Genomic DNA, 16,832 nt, shown 5'->3' with positions numbered 1-16,832 from the left:
TTAGAAGATGCGTAGTCTTGAAAAACTCCTCAAACCCAATTCCAATATACATAAACAATTTTAGGGTATTGTAAAAAAGAGCAGTGATTTAGCTAAGATACAAGTCGAGTATTTTTACAATTATCATAAAATCATAATTTTAAACATCAAGGAATCAGCAGTTATTAGATCATAGAAAAATATTCTGTCATTGTTTGTTTAAATTAAACACTGAGAAATGTTTATGCAAGTTTTTTGTATCAGAATTAATGCGTAAATATATGATTAGAAAAGGATTGGAAGCAGATATGGATCCGATGAACGCACCAGAAAGAACAGTATTTTATGAAAAAGAAAAGATACACAATGAAGGAATTCTACAAAATGAGAATTCAGATGGTAATGAAAGTCAATTAGAATCAAAAAACCCACATTCATTTACAAAAACAGAAAATCAGGAAGAAGGTAGTTTGCTCAATGAACATGCAAGAAGAATATTTAGTGATTCATTAACTGCCATGAATGAAGCGGATAAAAAAAGAAATGAAGTTGTTTTCATGCAATTAGATGCTGAAAAAAAAATATCCCAGGAACTTAATAAAAAACTCCATACAAATTTATCAAAAATTGCAAGTGCCGAAGTCGAACTTGTAAAAAAGAAGAGAGAGTTAGAAGAAGAATTAAATGAAAAAACCAAACAGTTAATAAATTCTGAACGATTTGCAGCCATAGGAGAGTTATCAGGGCGACTTGCTCACGAATTACGCACTCCATTGACGGTCATTAACGGATCGGTGGGGGTTTTAAAACTCAGAAAAGGCAAGGAAATAGATGATTTTGTAATGAAAAGATTAGCACTAATGGAAGAATCCGTATTTAGAATGAATCACCAAGTTGAGAAAGTTTTGAATTATGTACAAAAGATACCCATAGAAAGAAAAACAGCATCATTGAGGAGAATTATTGAAAAAGGAACAGCGATGCTTAAGACAAATCCAAACATAACAATTCTCACTCCAAAAAATGATATTATGTTTAATTGTGATGCAGTAAAAATGGAGATCATAGTAGGAAACATTGTTTTAAATGCTATTCAAGAATTAGGAAAAGAAGTAGGACAAATAATAATAGAGATGAGTGAAACATCAGAAAGTGTTAAAATTTCAATACAGGATTCCGGAAAGGGAATAGCAGATAAAGTTGGACAGAAAATTTTCGATCCTCTATTTTCAACTAAACAAGATGGAACTGGTTTAGGACTCTCAAGTGTCAAAAACATTGTAGAACAACATAAAGGTATAATACAATTTAAAAATAATCCTACAACATTTACAATTACGTTTCCAAAATAGAATAATTTACAACATAAAAAAAATAGATATTTTAAAAATCAAATAGTTTTATAAAAAAAAATTTGGTAACAATGAATCTTATTCTAATGATAAAATATTTAATTTAATTGGATAGAAATACTAATTTTCCTTTTGAATTCAAGGAAATAGTGAACCTAATCTGTTTTTCACGAGCTGACAACTTCATAATAATATATCTGAAGTATCAATTTTGATGGCAGAATTAGATCCTTTACGTTTTAGTAAAATTCTCATAGTAGATGATTCTAAAGCATTTAGAGAGAAAATTAAGAGAATTCTTTCTGATGCAAAAATTGGGTTTTATTACTATAATGCAGAAGATGGAATAGATGGATTTGCAAAATATGTCACATATAGACCCCACATAGTGATAATGGATCTCAATATGCCCAACGGTGATGGGGTAAAAGCCACTAAAGCAATTATGAATTATGATCCTAGTGCAAAAGTCATAATTGTTTCAGCAAGAGAAGATAGAAAAGCAGTAGACGAAGTAATTAATAATGCAGGTGCAAAAGATTACATTTTAAAACCATTTGACTCAGGTCAGGTAATTATGGCAGTGTCAAAATTACTTGCAAAAAATAGACTAATAAGAAAACATATTTAGTAGAGATTTTGTTACTCGATTAAATATATAGATATTTTTACAATAAGTCTAAATTTACCAAGTATTTGATGTTTAATACAGAGTTGTGGAATCAATCATTCCAATATGTTTTTTTAACAAATTACATACTTTCTTCTAAAAAATAGAATATCTCAAAATCTATTATTCATAAAGACAAGACTTGAATAATTGAATTATGTTTAAACTAGACATAATTGAGAGAAATTTGAAGTAAAAATTCAAAAATATCATGCATTGAACATTTCTAATATGAATAATAGAATAAACTTGTTTAATATTACAATTCATCACTTGTGTTATTATATCTTGTATAATTTAGTACAGTATGATTATCCAAAATTTTAATGAGTTAGCAGTTACAGATAAGAAAAAAGATTGTCTTGAAATTTTAGAGGCAGGTCTTCAAGCAGCAGATCCTCAAAATATCATTCCAAAATATGTTTCACCTAATCAAATTAAGATAAATGGTGAAATAATCAATATGGGGAAATTTTCAAATATCTATTCTGTAGCTTTTGGGAAGGCAGGTGATTCTATGACAAGAGCATTAAATGCAATAATACCCATAAAGAGTGGAATCGTGGTGATTCCTAAAGGTTCTAAATCAAAAATTAAAGGAAAGAAATTCCAGATTTTCAATTCCAGACACCCTGAACCTGATAAAACAAGTGTGAAAGCTGCAAAAGAAGTAATGAAATTTGTCGAAAATAAGAGAAGTGACGAATTAATCATTTTTTTGGTATCAGGAGGAGGATCCTCACTTCTTGCAATGCCCGATAAAATTACTCTAGATGACAAAGTCCATGTTACAAAATTGCTTTTAAAAACTGGGGTAACAATTCAGGAATTTAATTGTATTAGAAAACACCTGTCAAAAATCAAAGGTGGAAAATTAATTAAAAATATGAAATGTCAAGGAGTGAGTTTAGTAATGTCAGATGTTGAAGAAGATGATCTTTCATCCATTGCTTCAGGTACAACATACATGGATGATACTACTTATGCAGATGCGTTAGAAATTATTGATAAATACAAAATACGATGGAAGATGCCAACAGAAGTTTTACAGATTCTAGAAAATAGGTTAAATGAAAAAACAAATGAAACCCCAAAAAAAGCCCAAATTCAGAATTTCATTATTGCAAATAACAAGGATTGTTTAGATGCAATGCAAAAAAAAGCTGAAGGTATGGGGTATAGAGTATCTACAATACAAGTTTTTGGGGATATTAAAAAGATAGTCCCAAAAATACTTGAAAATATTTCAGATAATCAAAATACATGTTTGATTTTTGGGGGAGAACCAACAGTAAGGGTTTTGGGAAAAGGAATGGGCGGTAGAAATCAAGAATTAGTTTTGCGAATATTAAAAAATACTCAAAAATCAAAAAAAAGGGTTATCGCATCAATAGGAACAGATGGAATAGACGGAAATTCTCGATATGCAGGTGCAATTACAGAAAATATCAAAATAGATTTGAGTATGATAAAAGAATTTCTCAAAAATAGTGATTCAGGAAGATTTTTTCAAAAGCAAAAAGGAAATATTTTAACAGGTTTTACACATACAAATCTAATGGACATAGGTATTATTTTGAGATAAATGAAAAGAATTCAAAGATCATTTATGACAATTACAACTACAGCTGTCTGGTACACATCGATGAGTAATACAGTCCTTGCAACCTTTACTTCTTCCATTTTTTACACGTAGCCACTCTTTATCCAATTATATCACTGAAGATTATGACTTTCATATCAAGATAAACTATTATAAATTAAAGTTAAGAGATTATTTCGATTTTTCATAATACTCTACAGGATGGGAGAATTGTCTATAATAGTCAACTTCCTGCCAGAATTTTTCTTCATTTATGTCCTTTCCTTCTTTAATCCACACATTTAGAATTTTTTGCATGAACATTTGTGTAGTGTCATCAATTTGAGGCCTCACACCAGTATCTTTTTCGATTCTGTCTCTTTCTTCTTTGAATTTTTTCAGTAATCCTTTGAGATTATTTCCATTTATTTGAGCTACTTTTTTTCTTTTTTTAATTTGTAAATCGTTTCTAAAATTTGAAAAAAATCCCATAATTTATCTAGTTATTTGATTTTAAAAAGAATTTACGCTACAATCATATGATTCAGCACATTTTTGATCTCAAACGTAATATCTTGTAGATTCACCATATGATCATCTTCATTCGTTTTATACCAGTAGGGTTTTTCAGTTATTATTCTTTTTTAGAGTTAATCTGAGAGAAAGCAATACAACATTTATCACAATAAGGAACACATTATGTTCTAGCTAGTTTAATGAGTATAATTAGAAGCATAAAAAAATTACTGGTCATCATTTAATGCTGAAATTGAATAGTTTTTAGGAAGAGTGATTTTGAATGTAGTGGGATTGTTTTTTACACTTATTTGACCTCCATGTAATTGAAGAATTTGTCTAGAGGATGCTAATCCCAAACCGGTACCTTGAGATTTGGTAGTAAACATAGGCTCAAAAATTTGTTCAAGTATTTTTTCAGGAATACCAGGTCCGGAATCACTAATTTCAATTTCCCCATATTTTGCATTGTCATTAATGGTGATATTGATCTCACCTTTAAGACCAATTGCTTCAACGCTATTTTGTAAAATATTTGTTACAATACCACGAACTTTTGTTACATCACATTTTATAAGACTTGCAGTTAAAGTGGTTTTCAATAAAACTTCTTTTGGTAGTTGTACTTCATTAATTGAATTTTTTACAAGAAGTTTTAAATCACAGAAAGATAATCGGATTTCAGGTTTACGAATAAATCCAAGTACATCATTAATTTGATTTGTGATATGGTTTATAGCATTCTCCATGTTCGTTATAGAGGAATTTAATACTTGATCTTCTTTTGCCTGATGTTTTAATTTCATTAAATCAATTTGAGATTTTAATACAGTTAATGGGTTTTTCATGTCATGAGCCATCTTAGAAGATAACTCACCAATCACTTCTAATTTTTTATTTTGGTTTGATTGTAATTCTTGTAGCATTACTGAATTTAGTTTTTTTTGTGTTTCAGTTAATGTTGTTCTTGCTTTTTTTAGTGATGCAGATTTAGCTTTTAATTTTTGTTTAGTTTGGGCATGAGCTTTTAATGCATCATCAATTTCACTCTTTAATGCAATTAATTGATCATTCGTCTCATCAAGATCATCATCAATTTGAAGATCTAGAAGATGTTGTGGTTTATTACTAAAAGTTGTTTTCTTTGTTTTTTGTAAAATTTTAGATTCTAGACTGAAATTATTTTGATCAGCATGTTCAGGTTTAGCTTTTTTAAAGAATACAGTTCTTCGTGGAGCATCCATCGGATCAATGTCATCATCTCTAACATTCTCTCTATGCATGAATTTTCGCATAAATTAATAGGGAATAGTTCAGATATGTGATATAATATGTTCAAAAAATACAAACAATTCAAAATATGCCATAATTTAGCCATATTTTATTAGAATAATGGTATGCTGTTTTTATAGATCAAAGTGCCATTTTAACCAGATATCCCCATGTTAGAAAAACAATTCAATCCGGATTTACTATACAACAGTATTGTGCATTTTTACATTGATAAAAAAGGATATTCAAAAGACAAAGCAAATTCTATTGCTCAATCAGTAGTCCAAAAAGAAGCTCAGAGAAGGATATGTAAAAATGAAAAATGTAAGCATTTTTCACATGATCATATCAGAAATACTGAAACATGTCTAGTTGAAAATTGTGATTGTAATAGATTTTCAGCTAAGTAAAGTCATCTAAAGAATTTTCGATGAGAGGTTGGGCATTAATTCCAATTTTACGTAATTCTTGGGCAAACTCATCTACAAAACCATGAATTGTATAAACTTGTTCGGCCCCTGATTGCACTACCATTTCTACAAGTTCATTATAATCACAATGATCACTCATAGGAATAGAATAATCTGTTCTTCTTCCAAAAGAGAATCTAGATGACTGAGCCCATCCACTAAATCCAATTGTTACTGCACCATATTTTGATTTCATGTCTTGAATGAATTTATTTTTACTTGACATTAGAGGTGCTACCATCACCCATGGTTTTTTATCAAGTAATCCATTTTTTTCAGCCTCTGAATGACCAATTCCATCTTTTAATGACACTCCAAATTTCTGATGAAGTGAATTCATGTCTTTTACAGAATCATGAAAGTAAAGAGGCCCCCAATGACCAAATAGTTGGGTAATGGTTTGAGCTTTTCCTAATTGATATCCCATTAAAATGACGGGAATTCCTTTGCCATAAAGTTCTGAAATCAATTCATTTACTTGTTTTTGAATTTGTTCCATTTTTGGAAAAACAAATTCAGGTAATCCAAAGGTACATTCGGTAATCAATGTTTTACATTTTGGAATTTTTGCCCCTTGTAGAAAACCTCTATCTCGTGTACAGATATCCCCAGTATAGAAAATATCATCAAAAAGCAAACCCTTGGCACCAAGAATATGGCCACTGTTAATTAGAGAGAAATTCTCAAGTGATTCTACATGGTTTTCCATTTTAAATCCACGAAGATTAGCAATTTCATTTGTCTCTATTGATGCTAATATGGTACCACCGTTTTTGGTAGGAAGATGATCAGAATGAGCATGAGAGACAAAATTGATTCCAGATTTATCACTATTTTTAGGATCCAAATAAACACGATTCTCATTTACCTCACACAGGATTCCGTTTTTAGTCATCCTGACTTTTCTAGGCAATGAAAACCAAGGTAAATGGATTTGATATAAATTGCAGGTTTGATCTAGTATTGACTAGTTGCTAAATCTAGGAATTCTAATCTCAGGTCGTGGAAGCAACATGGAAAGTATTCTAAAGTCAATTAAAAGTAAAAAAATTCCAATAAAACCATCAGTAGTTATTTCAAATCGAAGCGAGGCCAAAGGCCTCAAAATTGCTAAAAAATTAGGAATAAGCACCGAAATAATTGAGAGTAAAAAATTTGAAGGGAGTAGAGAAGATTATGATAAAAAAATAATTTCAATTCTAAAAAAACACGGAGTTACACCAGATAATGGCCTAGTATGCCTTGCAGGATTTATGAGAATAATCAGTCCACAATTTGTAAAAAAATTCAAAAATAGAATAATCAACATTCACCCCGCATTACTTCCAAGTTTTACGGGGTTAAATGCACAAAAACAGGCATTAGATTATGGTTCAAAATATTCAGGATGCACAGTTCACTTTGTAGATGCAGGGGTTGATACGGGGCCAGTAATTATCCAAGCAGTTGTAAAAATCAAAGAAAACGATACAGAAGAATCACTATCAAAAAGAATTCTAAAAGAAGAACATAGAATTTATCCTGAAGCAATAAATCTAATTGCAAGGAATAAAGTCAAAGTTGTTGGAAGAAAAACCATCATCAGTTAAGAATCAGGCCCACCAAAAAAATATAAAACTTTAAGCTCTTTTGAATTGCCGTGAAAAAAATGCTTCGCGTCCTTCCCTACAAAAAATAATTTGTCTTTTGAAACAGGGTAATCTTTGTCTTTAATTTTTAAAAATCCATCTCCAGATATCACATAATATACCTCATCAGTTTTATGAGGTTCTTGGGTGTCCTCTTCATCTGGTTGTAAAACCAAGATTCCTGCTGCAAGACTATCACGATTAATAAAAGTGTGGAAATATGAATTGCTTTTTTTAATTTTTTCTAGATATGAATCTAAGTTATAATCTAGTTTCAATTTATTCAGCAACAATTGAAAATGTTTTTCGCGCAGGTGGGGCACTCATGTAGGAATGGCCTTCTGGATGGAGTTTATCATGTTCAGGGCTATTGTGCATTTTGATGAAAGTTTCTTTGCTTTCATGTTCGACTATAATCCGGAATCCTCCATCATTTGCTTTTAGAAAACGTCTTGAGATAAACCCCGGAAAGTTTGCTAGTACTTTGTTTGATTCTGAAAACCATTTTTTAAAATCATCTTCAGCACCATCTTTTAGCTGAACATCTGCCATCATTACAAACATGTTGTGACTAGTAATATCTCCATTAAATTTCTTTTCAGAGATTATCAATTATGAATTCCAAGAATTAAATATCTACAAATTAAAATCAGTGTATGACAGGCATTAAGATTGACGGTAAAGTAATTGCTCAATCAGTTAAAGATAGGGTAAAAAAAGCAGCCGCAGAGTTAAAATCCCAAGGAATCAACCCATGTTTAGCCACGATTTTGGTTGGGGATAATCCAGCATCTGCTACGTATGTGAGGAACAAGCACGTTGCATGTGAAGAAGTTGGAATTACAACAAAAGATCACAAACTGGATTCAAACGTAACACAAATAGAACTAAATGAAATCATCGATAGTCTAAACTCTGACAGTTCAGTACATGGCATACTAGTTCAACTCCCCCTACCCCAACAGTTAGATGAATTTGTAACTACATCAAGAATATCACCAATTAAAGATGTAGATGGATTGACCCCACACAATGCAGGGTTATTAGCAATGAAGAAAGCAATACTTGTAGCATGTACTCCGTCAGGTGTAATGGAGATGTTTGAATATCATAAAATTGATTTGGAAGGAAAAAATATTGTTTTGATTAATAGAAGTAATCTAGTAGGAAAACCGCTTTATCATTTATTATTAGAAAAAAATGCAACTGTTATTACATGTCACTCTAAAACAAAGAATCTAACAGAGTTTTGCAAATCTGCAGACATTATAATTACAGCAGTAGGCGATAGAAACAAATTCATTCTAACACCGGAGATGATTAAAGAAAATGCAATTGTAATTGATGTTGCAATATCTCGATTTGAAGATAAACTTGTAGGAGATTCAGATTACGAAGAAATTATTAAAAAAGCATCTTTTGTAACACCAGTCCCAGGAGGAGTTGGTCCGATGACTGTTGCCATGCTATTAAAAAATACAATTACTGCAGCGTCATTAGGTAGTCAAATTGGAAGATAATTCTAAAAAAGATTCACTGAGAAATCTTCTTTTAGAAAAAAGAGACAACACATCTTTTGATCTTCTAAAAATTGCAAGTCAAAAGATGCAAAAAAAAATCAAAAAGATTTATGCTTTCAAAAATGCTAAAAAAATCGGAGCATACTATCCAATTCAGAGTGAGATTCTCACACAAGATATTATTCAAGAATTAATTAGTGATGGAAAAGAGATTTTTCTGCCAAAAGTAATTGGAGATAAAATGGAATTTAGGAAAATAAAGGATTTTTCGAGCCTAGAAAAGGGGAGTTTGGACATTATGGAACCAAAAGATGACTGTCCAACAGACAACAATCTAGATGTTATTTTAGTTCCAACCGTAGGCATTTCTCCAGAGGGAGTAAGATTAGGATATGGATATGGATTCTACGATAAATTTCTAGCAGAAAATAATGTAACAACAATTGCGTTAACTTTAGAAAAACAAATTATAAAAAATATTCCAAAATCAGATCATGATGTAATTATTGATTGGATAGTAACAGAAGACAGATTTTTTCAGACTCAAAAATAAGATAATCCTTTTTTGCCAATATCAGTTCTACAATACTTGTTATTCCAAGATATTTTTTCAGTTGCAGCATATGCATTCTTTATTGCATCCTCTAAACTATCACCCAAAGCAGTAACCCCTAAAACCCGCCCTCCATTTGAAAGAATATCTCCATCTATTTTTTTTGTACCAGCATGAAAAACAAATGATTCATCAGAGATCAAATTAAAACCGGAGATAGTTTCATCTTTTGGATAAGACTCAGGATACCCTTTAGATGCCAGTACAACACATACTGCATATTGATTTTTCCAAGTGGGTAAAGGCATGTCAGATAATTTGCCCTCAATACTTGCAACAAAATAATCATACAAATCAAAATCCATTCGCATAACAATTGGTTGGCATTCAGGATCACCCATCCTAACATTATATTCTAAAACATATGGTTCATCATATCTAATCATAATTCCAGCATACAAAAATCCCTTGAATTCAATAGATTCATTTTTCATTGATTGGATAGTTTTATCAATAATTTTTTTCTGTATTTTTTCTGCCATTTCATCTGTGATTATTGGGGTAGGAGAATAAGCACCCATGCCACCGGTGTTTGGACCTTTATCATCATCAAAAATTCTCTTATGATCTTGACTAGATGCCATTGGAATGGCAATTTTTCCATCAGAAAGTGCAATGTATGATGCCTCAATACCATCAATTCGTTCCTCAATAATTATTCGATTTCCAGCCTCACCAAATGATTTTTTGACGAGTATTGTTTGAATGGCAGATACAGCTTCCTCAGAACTATTACAAACAATAACGCCTTTCCCTGCTGCAAGTCCATCAGCTTTTACCACCACATTGTAATCAAGTGATTTTACATAATCCTGAGCTTTTGTTGCATCATCAAAAATTTCAAATCTAGCTGTTGGTATATTATTTCTCTTCATGAAATCCTTGGCCCAAATCTTACTTGATTCAAGCTGTGCTGCCTTTTGAGATGGACCAAAAACTTTGAGGTTTAGCTGATTAAATTTATCAACAATTCCTGCAGCCAATGGATCTTCGGGACCAACTACGGTAAAACAATTATTTTTTTGAGCAAAATCAGCTAATTCATCTAAGTTATTGACATCAATTGAGACATTGTTTTGAGTCCCACCGTTTCCGGGAGCTGTAAAAACTGTCTCAACCTTATCACTTTGAGATAATTTCCAGGATAATGCATGCTCTCTTCCCCCAGAGCCAACTACAAGGATATTAACCAACAAAAATCATCTTTTACTCAATTATATAATCCAAGTCTCATCAAATCAATTTAGCTTTATAATGCCACATACATATCAAAATCCAGATGGAACTTGCAACAAAGTTTGATGCAAAATCAGTAGAGACACAGGTAAAAGAATACATCAAATCTATCGATTTGGAAAAACAAATTTTTGCATCAGACAAACCTGAAAAAATTAGATTCATCGAAGGGCCACCAACAATGAATGGCATTCCACATGCAGGACATCTAAGAGGCAGAATCATCAAAGATTTGTGGTATAGATTCAATACACTTCAAGGAAAAAAAATTGAATTTAATGGAGGATGGGATACACAAGGTCTTCCTGTAGAATTACAGGTGGAAAAAGAATTAGGGGTTTCAGGTGGAAAAACTGAAGCAATTAAACAATTCGGAATTGAGAGAATTGTTACCGAATGTAAAAAAGTTGTAAAAAAATACAACAAATCTTGGGTAGAAGTTGACGAATTACTTGGCATGTCATTTAATCATGAGAAAGCGTATTGGACTTTTAGAGATGAATTCATTGAAAGAGAGTGGCAAGTATTAAAAAAAGCATATGAAAATGGAATTTTAGAAGAAGATTTCACAGTGATTGCATACTGTCCCAGTTGCCAAACATCACTGAGTCATGCAGAAGTAAATCAAGGCTATGAAGAAGTGAAAGATCCTTCGTTATACTATAAAGTAAAACTAGTTGATGAAGATGCATTTTTGATTGTATGGACCACCATGCCATTTACTTTAGTTACTGATGCAATGGTTGGATTTCAACCAGAGGAAGATTATGCATATGTCAAAGTTGAGAATGAAACATGGGTTATTGGAAAAACCAGGCTAAAAGAATTCATGATAGAGATGAAAATTGAAAATTATAAAATTGAAAAAACTGAAAAAGGTTCTGAATTTGAAGGGAAAAAATATACTCACCCATTACTTGAACTAATACCAGAGTTAAGAGAATGCTCAAAAATTAATAATTTTCATGTTGCAGTTTCAGAGACATTTGTTGATGCAAGCACAGGTAGTGGTCTTGTTCATTTATCCCCAGCCAACGGGGAAGAAGATATCAAGATAGCTAACAAAAGAAAAGTAAAGATTTTCAGTCCAATTGATGATGAAGTAAAATTCACCAAAGATGCGGGAAAATATCAGGGAATGTTTGTAAGAGATGCAGACAGAATAATTGTAGAAGATCTAAAAGAGTGTAACGCACTAGTAAAAATTGGAAAAATTAAACACAAGTATCCTCTGTGTTGGAGATCACACCATCCAATCGTATGGCTTGCAAGAAGAGGGTGGTTTTACAAGTTAGACAGATTAGAAAATAAAGCAATTGAGGCAGCAGAAAGTGTCGAGTATTTTTTTGAGCAACCAAAAAATAGATTCTTGGGAATAATCAAGGAAAGACACCCATGGTGTATTTCAAGAGAAAGAATATGGGGATGCCCTTTACCTATTTGGGGTTGCGAGGATTGTGGTGAGAAAAATTGGCTATTCTCAAGAAAAGAGATTATTGATGCTGCAAATAATTTGCCTGATGGTCCTGACTTTGAATTACACAGACCTTGGATCGATAACATTACAATAGAGTGTAAAAAATGTGGAAGTTCAAAAACAAAAAGAGAAGAATATGTTTTAGATACATGGCACAATAGTGGATCAGCTCCATACGCATCATTGACTGATGAGCAATATGCCAATGAAATTCCAGCCCCATTTTTTACTGAAGGTATTGATCAGACTAGAGGATGGGCATACACCCTGCTGATTGAAAATGTAATCTTAAACAATGGTCCAAATCCACCCTACAAATCATTCTTGTTTCAAGGACATGTACTTGATGAGAACGGTGGAAAAATGAGTAAAAGTAAAGGAAATGTTTTGGAAGGAGCAGAATTATTGCAGAAATATCCAGTCGATTTGATAAGATTCTATTTCATGTGGAAGGCAAGTCCAATTGAACCACTAAGTTTCAGTACTGATGAATTAATGTCAAGACCATATCAGGTAATTAACACATTATTTAATCTCCACTTGTATTTTAAACAAAATAGTGAATACGATAATTTTGGACAATCAAACACAATTTCTTGGGCAAAACAAAATGATCTACTCACATCACCAGATATTTGGCTACTATCAAAACTTCAAAAATTAATCCAAAAAATTACAGAGAAAAATCAGACTTGTAAATTTCATGAAAGTGCAAAAGCAATTGATGATTATATCATTAATAATCTAAGTCAAATCTACATTCCAATTACTAGAGGGGAATTATGGGATGAAGATGAGGACAAGAAAAATAGAAGGCTATCAATTTATGCAGTTCTAAGTGAAGTACTCAAAACTTTAGATATTTTGATTCATCCATTTTGTCCATTTACAAGTGAATATCTATACCAAACAGTATTTGATGGTGAACAAAGTATTCTTTTAGACAAATGGCCAGAGTATGAAAAGTTACTTGTGAACGAAGAAATTGAGGAATCATTTGATATTATGAAAGATGTGATTTCTGTATCATCTGCTGCAAGAATGAAAGGAAAATTAAAAAGAAGATGGCCACTAAATGAAGCACGAATTTGTGTCAAAAAAGATCAAAAGTTCAAACTTGAGTCACTATCAGATTTACTGCAATCTCAATTAAATGTAGAAAAATTCTCAATTGTAGAAACTCAAAAGGATTCAGGATTAGAACAAATTTTAGAATTAAGACAATTAGGAATGCCAGTAAAACCAGTAATTGAATTAGAAAGAAAAAGAATAGGACCCAAAGCAAAACAACACATGGGAAAACTAGTTGCAAAATTTGCTGAAACAAACCCTGAAGAAATTATTTCATCATTACAAGAAAAATCAAAATATGACTTTGATATTGACGGAGAAATTATTTCATTAGATAAAGAAGATTACATTGTAGATTTTGATGCAAGTGAAAATTTTGCAGTATCTAAAAGAGACAATTACATCGTATTTATTTCAACATCTAGAAATAAGGATATGATGGCCAAAGGGTTGGTAAAAGATATTGCAAGAAGGCTTCAGACCCTCAGAAAAGAGAGAGGATACAATCCCACTGATGTTTTAGAGACTGCATCAATTCTGGATTTGGATGAAGAGTCACTTGCAATGATACAAGACAAAGCAGAAGAATTGGCATTTTTAGTCAGAGTTAACCAGGTAAATTTTTCAGAATCATGCAAAGAGTACAAAGATGACGATATTGATGGTCAAAAAATCAGAATATCTGTAGAATAGATATCAAAAATCAATGTAATATTTTTATTACAACTGCAAAGTGTAAAATCAAATGTCCGAATCAAACGTACCAAATGTTGTTGGAATTAATGTTCTAAAGCAAAATGGGCTAGATGTTGATGAATTGGTAAAAGAGTTGATAAAAAATGCAGCAGTTGAATTTACTGCATACTATTACTTTACCAATTTGAGAGCACATTGTACAGGCATGGAAGGCGAAGGACTAAAGGGGATTATCGAAGATGCAAGATTAGAAGATCTTAGTCACTTCGAATCATGTCTTGAGAGAATCTACCAATTAGGCGGATCCCTCCCAAATGATGCAACAGAATTTATCAAAATGTCTGGATGTGAATTCTTACAGCTTCCAGCAAATCCAACAGATCATAAGGCAATTCTAGAGAAATGTCTCAAAGCAGAGCAGGGTGCAATTGTCAATTGGAATAAAATTTGTCAAATGACATTAGGAAAAGATCCTGCCACATATGATATTGCAAAAGATATCTTAGCAGAAGAGATTGAGCACGAGTCTTGGTTCTTAGAACTAATCTATGGACGACCATCAGGACACATGAGAAGAAAGTTTTCTGGTGAAAGACCACATACGGGAAAACACTCTAGAGCACTTGATATGGCTTAAGGCCAAATCACTTTCTTTCTTTTAAATTGTAAATTTTGTGATTTTATTGACGACATGTTGTGAAGATGCGTTGTTTTATCACGGTTAAATAGAAAAATCACTCACATAAAATATGGTAAAGCAGATTAGCTTGGATGCATGGCAGATTCAGCAGTTATCAGATCTGTTAGAAAAAGGTTCAAACATTGTTGCAAAGACAAATAGACCAATTGTATTGTATAGACAAACTCTAGAAGAAGAAGAAGAATCCTATGAAGAAATTGTCTGCACTCTTACCAAAGGATATGTCATTGAACAGATGGTGACATCAGGAGGTGTTTTAGTTCCAAGCTTTCATCAACAATTTGTGTTTACTATCGAAGAGTATCCTGAGGAATTATTAAGAAAAAGTAAAGATCGCTTTTTAGAAATGATTGATTTTCTTGATGAGCAATTAAAATAGCATCATAGTTAATAAAGACCGTAAAAATCAGAATTCTTGCATGCAATTACTAGAATTTCAAGCAAAAGAATTATTTCGAGAATATGGAATTAATCTACTAAAGAGCATATCATCCACAAATATTGAAGATGGTCGAAAGCATGCAAAAGAATTAGGATATCCATTTGTAATTAAAATTCAGGTACCAGTTGGTGGTAGAGGAAAAGCTGGCGGAATTCAAAAATGTCAAAATGATGATGAATTTGAACTAAAATATCCCCAAGTAATGGACTTGACAATCAAAGGAGAGAAAGCAAGGGCAATTTTACTTGAAAAAATGGCAGATATCAAAAAAGAGTTGTATTTGTCATTATTTTTGAATCGTTCAAAAAGATGCTACACAATCATTGCATCTGCAGAGGGCGGCGTAGAGATTGAATCAGTCAAAAATCAGATTATCAAAGAAGTTGGATTAGGACATGTTTCAGATGAACTTGCAAAGGAAGTTGCAAAAGAGATGGGATTGAAAGGAAATACAGCAGAGCAATTTGTAGATACTTTGAAAAAATTATCAAAGCTTACTATTGAAAAAGAGGCAGAATTAGTAGAAATTAATCCACTTGCAATCATGCAAGATGATACAATCATGGCACTTGATGGTAAATTTGTCACAGATGATAACAGTAACTTTAGACATCCAGAACTACAAAAGTATCAAGAAAAGACAGAGATTGAAGAGCAAGCTGAAAAAAGTGGATTTTCATTAGTAGAACTTGACGGAGACATTGCAGTTGTAGGAAATGGTGCAGGACTAGTAATGTCTACCTTAGATATGTTATCAGATAATGGTGGCAAGCCAGCATGTTTCTTAGATGTTGGTGGCGGTGCAACTACAGAATCAGTGTACGAAGCATTGACTTTGATTAGCAAATTAGATAGAGTAAAAGGAATTTTAGTGAATCTCTATGGAGGAATTGTAAAGACAACAGTAGTAGCCGAAGCATTTCTAAAAGCATATGAAGATAATTTAATTGACTTGCCAGTATTTGCAAGATTAAAGGGAACAGAGTCAGATAAAGCAAAAGAGATGTTGCAAGGATCTAGAACTAAAATTTTTGATTCAGTAGAAGAGGCAATCAATGCTGCAGTGATGGGAGTAAAAAAATGACAGATATTTTTGGACTACTGAAGGGGAAACCAGGTGAACATGATTATGAAAATAAAGGAGTAATAGTTCAAGGAATCACAGGATCATATGGATCATTACATGCAGGAAAAATGTTGGAATACGGAACTAACATAGTAGCAGGTGTCACTCCAGGTAAAGGAGACCAAACATGGAATGAAAGTGTACCAATATACAATACCATGCAAGAGGCAGTTGATGCTACCCATGCAAAAATATCAATTATTTTTGTTCCAGCAAAATTCTTCTTAGCAGCTGCAAAAGAAGCACTAGAAGCAGGAATTAAACTACTAGTTGCAATTCCAGAGCATGTTCCTATTAGAGATACTATGGAGACATTAGAACTTGCAAACAAAAAAGGCGCAGTAGTAATTGGGCCCAATACTCCAGGAATAATGATTCCAGAATTAATTAAAATAGGAATCATGCCACCAATGCCATTCAAAGCTGGAAAAATTGCAGTCTTGTCAAAAAGTGGAACATTACTCTATGAAATTTCTGATGCA

The 16,832-nt window shown here is 32.2% G+C and carries 18 protein-coding genes; 12 read left to right on the top strand and 6 right to left on the bottom strand.

Translation table 11 applies throughout. The annotated features are described in order from the left end of the window. Positions 1 to 248 precede the first annotated feature (248 nt). The 3 genes from ACW9W3_RS00565 (at position 249) to ACW9W3_RS00555 (ending at position 3,586) form a co-directional block, all read left to right on the top strand. Positions 249 to 1,331: a sensor histidine kinase gene (locus ACW9W3_RS00565; RefSeq protein WP_457764231.1), complete on the top strand. Its 1,083-nt coding sequence runs from the start codon at positions 249 to 251 to the stop codon at positions 1,329 to 1,331. A gap of 214 nt (positions 1,332 to 1,545) precedes the next feature. After that, positions 1,546 to 1,962, top strand: a complete 417-nt coding sequence (locus ACW9W3_RS00560; RefSeq protein ID WP_457764230.1) for a response regulator — start codon at positions 1,546 to 1,548, stop codon at positions 1,960 to 1,962. A gap of 346 nt (positions 1,963 to 2,308) precedes the next feature. Beyond that, positions 2,309 to 3,586, top strand: coding sequence for a glycerate kinase type-2 family protein (locus tag ACW9W3_RS00555; protein WP_457764229.1), 1,278 nt, complete (start codon positions 2,309 to 2,311; stop codon positions 3,584 to 3,586). 189 nt (positions 3,587 to 3,775) lie between these two features. Here the strand turns inward: ACW9W3_RS00555 and ACW9W3_RS00550 are convergent, their stop codons facing one another. Both ACW9W3_RS00550 and ACW9W3_RS00545 read right to left on the bottom strand, forming a co-directional pair. Further along, complete coding sequence (locus ACW9W3_RS00550) at positions 3,776 to 4,075, bottom strand: hypothetical protein (RefSeq protein ID WP_457764228.1); 300 nt, start codon at positions 4,073 to 4,075, stop codon at positions 3,776 to 3,778. A 251-nt stretch (positions 4,076 to 4,326) separates the two neighbouring features. Further along, positions 4,327 to 5,382, bottom strand: a complete 1,056-nt coding sequence (locus tag ACW9W3_RS00545; protein WP_457764227.1) for a sensor histidine kinase — start codon at positions 5,380 to 5,382, stop codon at positions 4,327 to 4,329. A 159-nt stretch (positions 5,383 to 5,541) separates the two neighbouring features. Here ACW9W3_RS00545 and ACW9W3_RS00540 point away from each other — a divergent pair, with 159 nt between their 5' ends. Beyond that, positions 5,542 to 5,781 (top strand): hypothetical protein, encoded by a 240-nt coding sequence (locus ACW9W3_RS00540; RefSeq protein WP_457764226.1) that lies wholly within the window; start codon positions 5,542 to 5,544, stop codon positions 5,779 to 5,781. Here the strand turns inward: ACW9W3_RS00540 and ACW9W3_RS00535 are convergent. Next, positions 5,774 to 6,736, bottom strand: coding sequence for an exonuclease (locus ACW9W3_RS00535; protein ID WP_457764225.1), 963 nt, complete (start codon positions 6,734 to 6,736; stop codon positions 5,774 to 5,776). The two genes, ACW9W3_RS00540 and ACW9W3_RS00535, sit on opposite strands and share 8 nt — an antisense overlap. A 76-nt stretch (positions 6,737 to 6,812) precedes the next feature. Here ACW9W3_RS00535 and purN point away from each other — a divergent pair, with 76 nt between their 5' ends. Beyond that, positions 6,813 to 7,430, top strand: a complete 618-nt coding sequence (gene purN, locus ACW9W3_RS00530; protein WP_457764224.1) for a phosphoribosylglycinamide formyltransferase — start codon at positions 6,813 to 6,815, stop codon at positions 7,428 to 7,430. Here purN and ACW9W3_RS00525 read toward each other — a convergent pair. Both ACW9W3_RS00525 and ACW9W3_RS00520 read right to left on the bottom strand, forming a co-directional pair. Next, complete coding sequence (locus ACW9W3_RS00525) at positions 7,427 to 7,747, bottom strand: cupin domain-containing protein (protein WP_457764223.1); 321 nt, start codon at positions 7,745 to 7,747, stop codon at positions 7,427 to 7,429. The two genes, purN and ACW9W3_RS00525, sit on opposite strands and share 4 nt — an antisense overlap. A 1-nt stretch (position 7,748) precedes the next feature. Then, positions 7,749 to 8,081, bottom strand: coding sequence for an antibiotic biosynthesis monooxygenase family protein (locus ACW9W3_RS00520; protein ID WP_457764222.1), 333 nt, complete (start codon positions 8,079 to 8,081; stop codon positions 7,749 to 7,751). A gap of 44 nt (positions 8,082 to 8,125) precedes the next feature. Here ACW9W3_RS00520 and ACW9W3_RS00515 point away from each other — a divergent pair, with 44 nt between their 5' ends. Continuing rightward, positions 8,126 to 8,989: a bifunctional 5,10-methylenetetrahydrofolate dehydrogenase/5,10-methenyltetrahydrofolate cyclohydrolase gene (locus ACW9W3_RS00515; protein WP_457764221.1), complete on the top strand. Its 864-nt coding sequence runs from the start codon at positions 8,126 to 8,128 to the stop codon at positions 8,987 to 8,989. Beyond that, positions 8,979 to 9,542, top strand: a complete 564-nt coding sequence (locus ACW9W3_RS00510; RefSeq protein WP_457764220.1) for a 5-formyltetrahydrofolate cyclo-ligase — start codon at positions 8,979 to 8,981, stop codon at positions 9,540 to 9,542. Before ACW9W3_RS00515 ends, ACW9W3_RS00510 begins: the two co-directional genes overlap by 11 nt. On the opposite strand, the gene purD is transcribed toward ACW9W3_RS00510, so the two are convergent. Next, positions 9,533 to 10,795 carry a phosphoribosylamine--glycine ligase gene (gene purD, locus ACW9W3_RS00505; RefSeq protein ID WP_457764219.1) on the bottom strand — a complete coding sequence of 421 codons (1,263 nt, stop codon included), beginning with the start codon at positions 10,793 to 10,795 and terminating at the stop codon, positions 9,533 to 9,535. The two genes, ACW9W3_RS00510 and purD, sit on opposite strands and share 10 nt — an antisense overlap. Positions 10,796 to 10,881: 86 nt before the next feature. Here purD and ileS point away from each other — a divergent pair, with 86 nt between their 5' ends. The 5 genes from ileS to ACW9W3_RS00480 all read left to right on the top strand — a co-directional run. Further along, positions 10,882 to 14,079 carry an isoleucine--tRNA ligase gene (gene ileS / locus ACW9W3_RS00500; RefSeq protein WP_457764218.1) on the top strand — a complete coding sequence of 1,066 codons (3,198 nt, stop codon included), beginning with the start codon at positions 10,882 to 10,884 and terminating at the stop codon, positions 14,077 to 14,079. 52 nt (positions 14,080 to 14,131) lie between these two features. Then, positions 14,132 to 14,719 carry a DNA protection during starvation protein gene (dps, locus tag ACW9W3_RS00495; protein WP_457764217.1) on the top strand — a complete coding sequence of 196 codons (588 nt, stop codon included), beginning with the start codon at positions 14,132 to 14,134 and terminating at the stop codon, positions 14,717 to 14,719. A 112-nt stretch (positions 14,720 to 14,831) separates the two neighbouring features. Then, the gene (locus ACW9W3_RS00490; protein WP_457764216.1) at positions 14,832 to 15,161 is read left to right on the top strand and encodes a hypothetical protein; all 330 of its coding nucleotides are present in this window, start codon (positions 14,832 to 14,834) and stop codon (positions 15,159 to 15,161) included. A 40-nt stretch (positions 15,162 to 15,201) separates the two neighbouring features. Beyond that, positions 15,202 to 16,308 carry a succinate--CoA ligase subunit beta gene (locus ACW9W3_RS00485; protein ID WP_457764215.1) on the top strand — a complete coding sequence of 369 codons (1,107 nt, stop codon included), beginning with the start codon at positions 15,202 to 15,204 and terminating at the stop codon, positions 16,306 to 16,308. Beyond that, on the top strand, positions 16,305 to 16,832 hold a 528-nt coding region (locus ACW9W3_RS00480), incomplete at its 3' end, for a CoA-binding protein (RefSeq protein WP_457764214.1). The genes ACW9W3_RS00485 and ACW9W3_RS00480, both read left to right, overlap by 4 nt.

The sequence above is a fragment of the Candidatus Nitrosopumilus sp. bin_68KS genome (assembly GCF_054095825.1).
This window is presented reverse-complemented; position numbering and strand designations above follow the sequence as displayed.

Excerpts from the sequence above, each read along its gene's own strand:
- ACW9W3_RS00565 (WP_457764231.1), top strand. The coding sequence starts at position 249 with ATGCGTAAATATATGATTAGAAAAGGATTGGAAGCAGATATGGATCCG.
- ACW9W3_RS00560 (WP_457764230.1), top strand. The coding sequence starts at position 1,546 with ATGGCAGAATTAGATCCTTTACGTTTTAGTAAAATTCTCATAGTAGAT.
- ACW9W3_RS00555 (WP_457764229.1), top strand. The coding sequence starts at position 2,309 with ATGATTATCCAAAATTTTAATGAGTTAGCAGTTACAGATAAGAAAAAA.
- ACW9W3_RS00550 (WP_457764228.1), bottom strand. The coding sequence starts at position 4,075 with ATGGGATTTTTTTCAAATTTTAGAAACGATTTACAAATTAAAAAAAGA.
- ACW9W3_RS00545 (WP_457764227.1), bottom strand. The coding sequence starts at position 5,382 with ATGCATAGAGAGAATGTTAGAGATGATGACATTGATCCGATGGATGCT.
- ACW9W3_RS00540 (WP_457764226.1), top strand. The coding sequence starts at position 5,542 with ATGTTAGAAAAACAATTCAATCCGGATTTACTATACAACAGTATTGTG.
- ACW9W3_RS00535 (WP_457764225.1), bottom strand. The coding sequence starts at position 6,736 with ATGACTAAAAACGGAATCCTGTGTGAGGTAAATGAGAATCGTGTTTAT.
- ACW9W3_RS00515 (WP_457764221.1), top strand. The coding sequence starts at position 8,126 with ATGACAGGCATTAAGATTGACGGTAAAGTAATTGCTCAATCAGTTAAA.
- ileS (WP_457764218.1), top strand. The coding sequence starts at position 10,882 with ATGGAACTTGCAACAAAGTTTGATGCAAAATCAGTAGAGACACAGGTA.
- dps (WP_457764217.1), top strand. The coding sequence starts at position 14,132 with ATGTCCGAATCAAACGTACCAAATGTTGTTGGAATTAATGTTCTAAAG.
- ACW9W3_RS00490 (WP_457764216.1), top strand. The coding sequence starts at position 14,832 with ATGGTAAAGCAGATTAGCTTGGATGCATGGCAGATTCAGCAGTTATCA.
- ACW9W3_RS00485 (WP_457764215.1), top strand. The coding sequence starts at position 15,202 with ATGCAATTACTAGAATTTCAAGCAAAAGAATTATTTCGAGAATATGGA.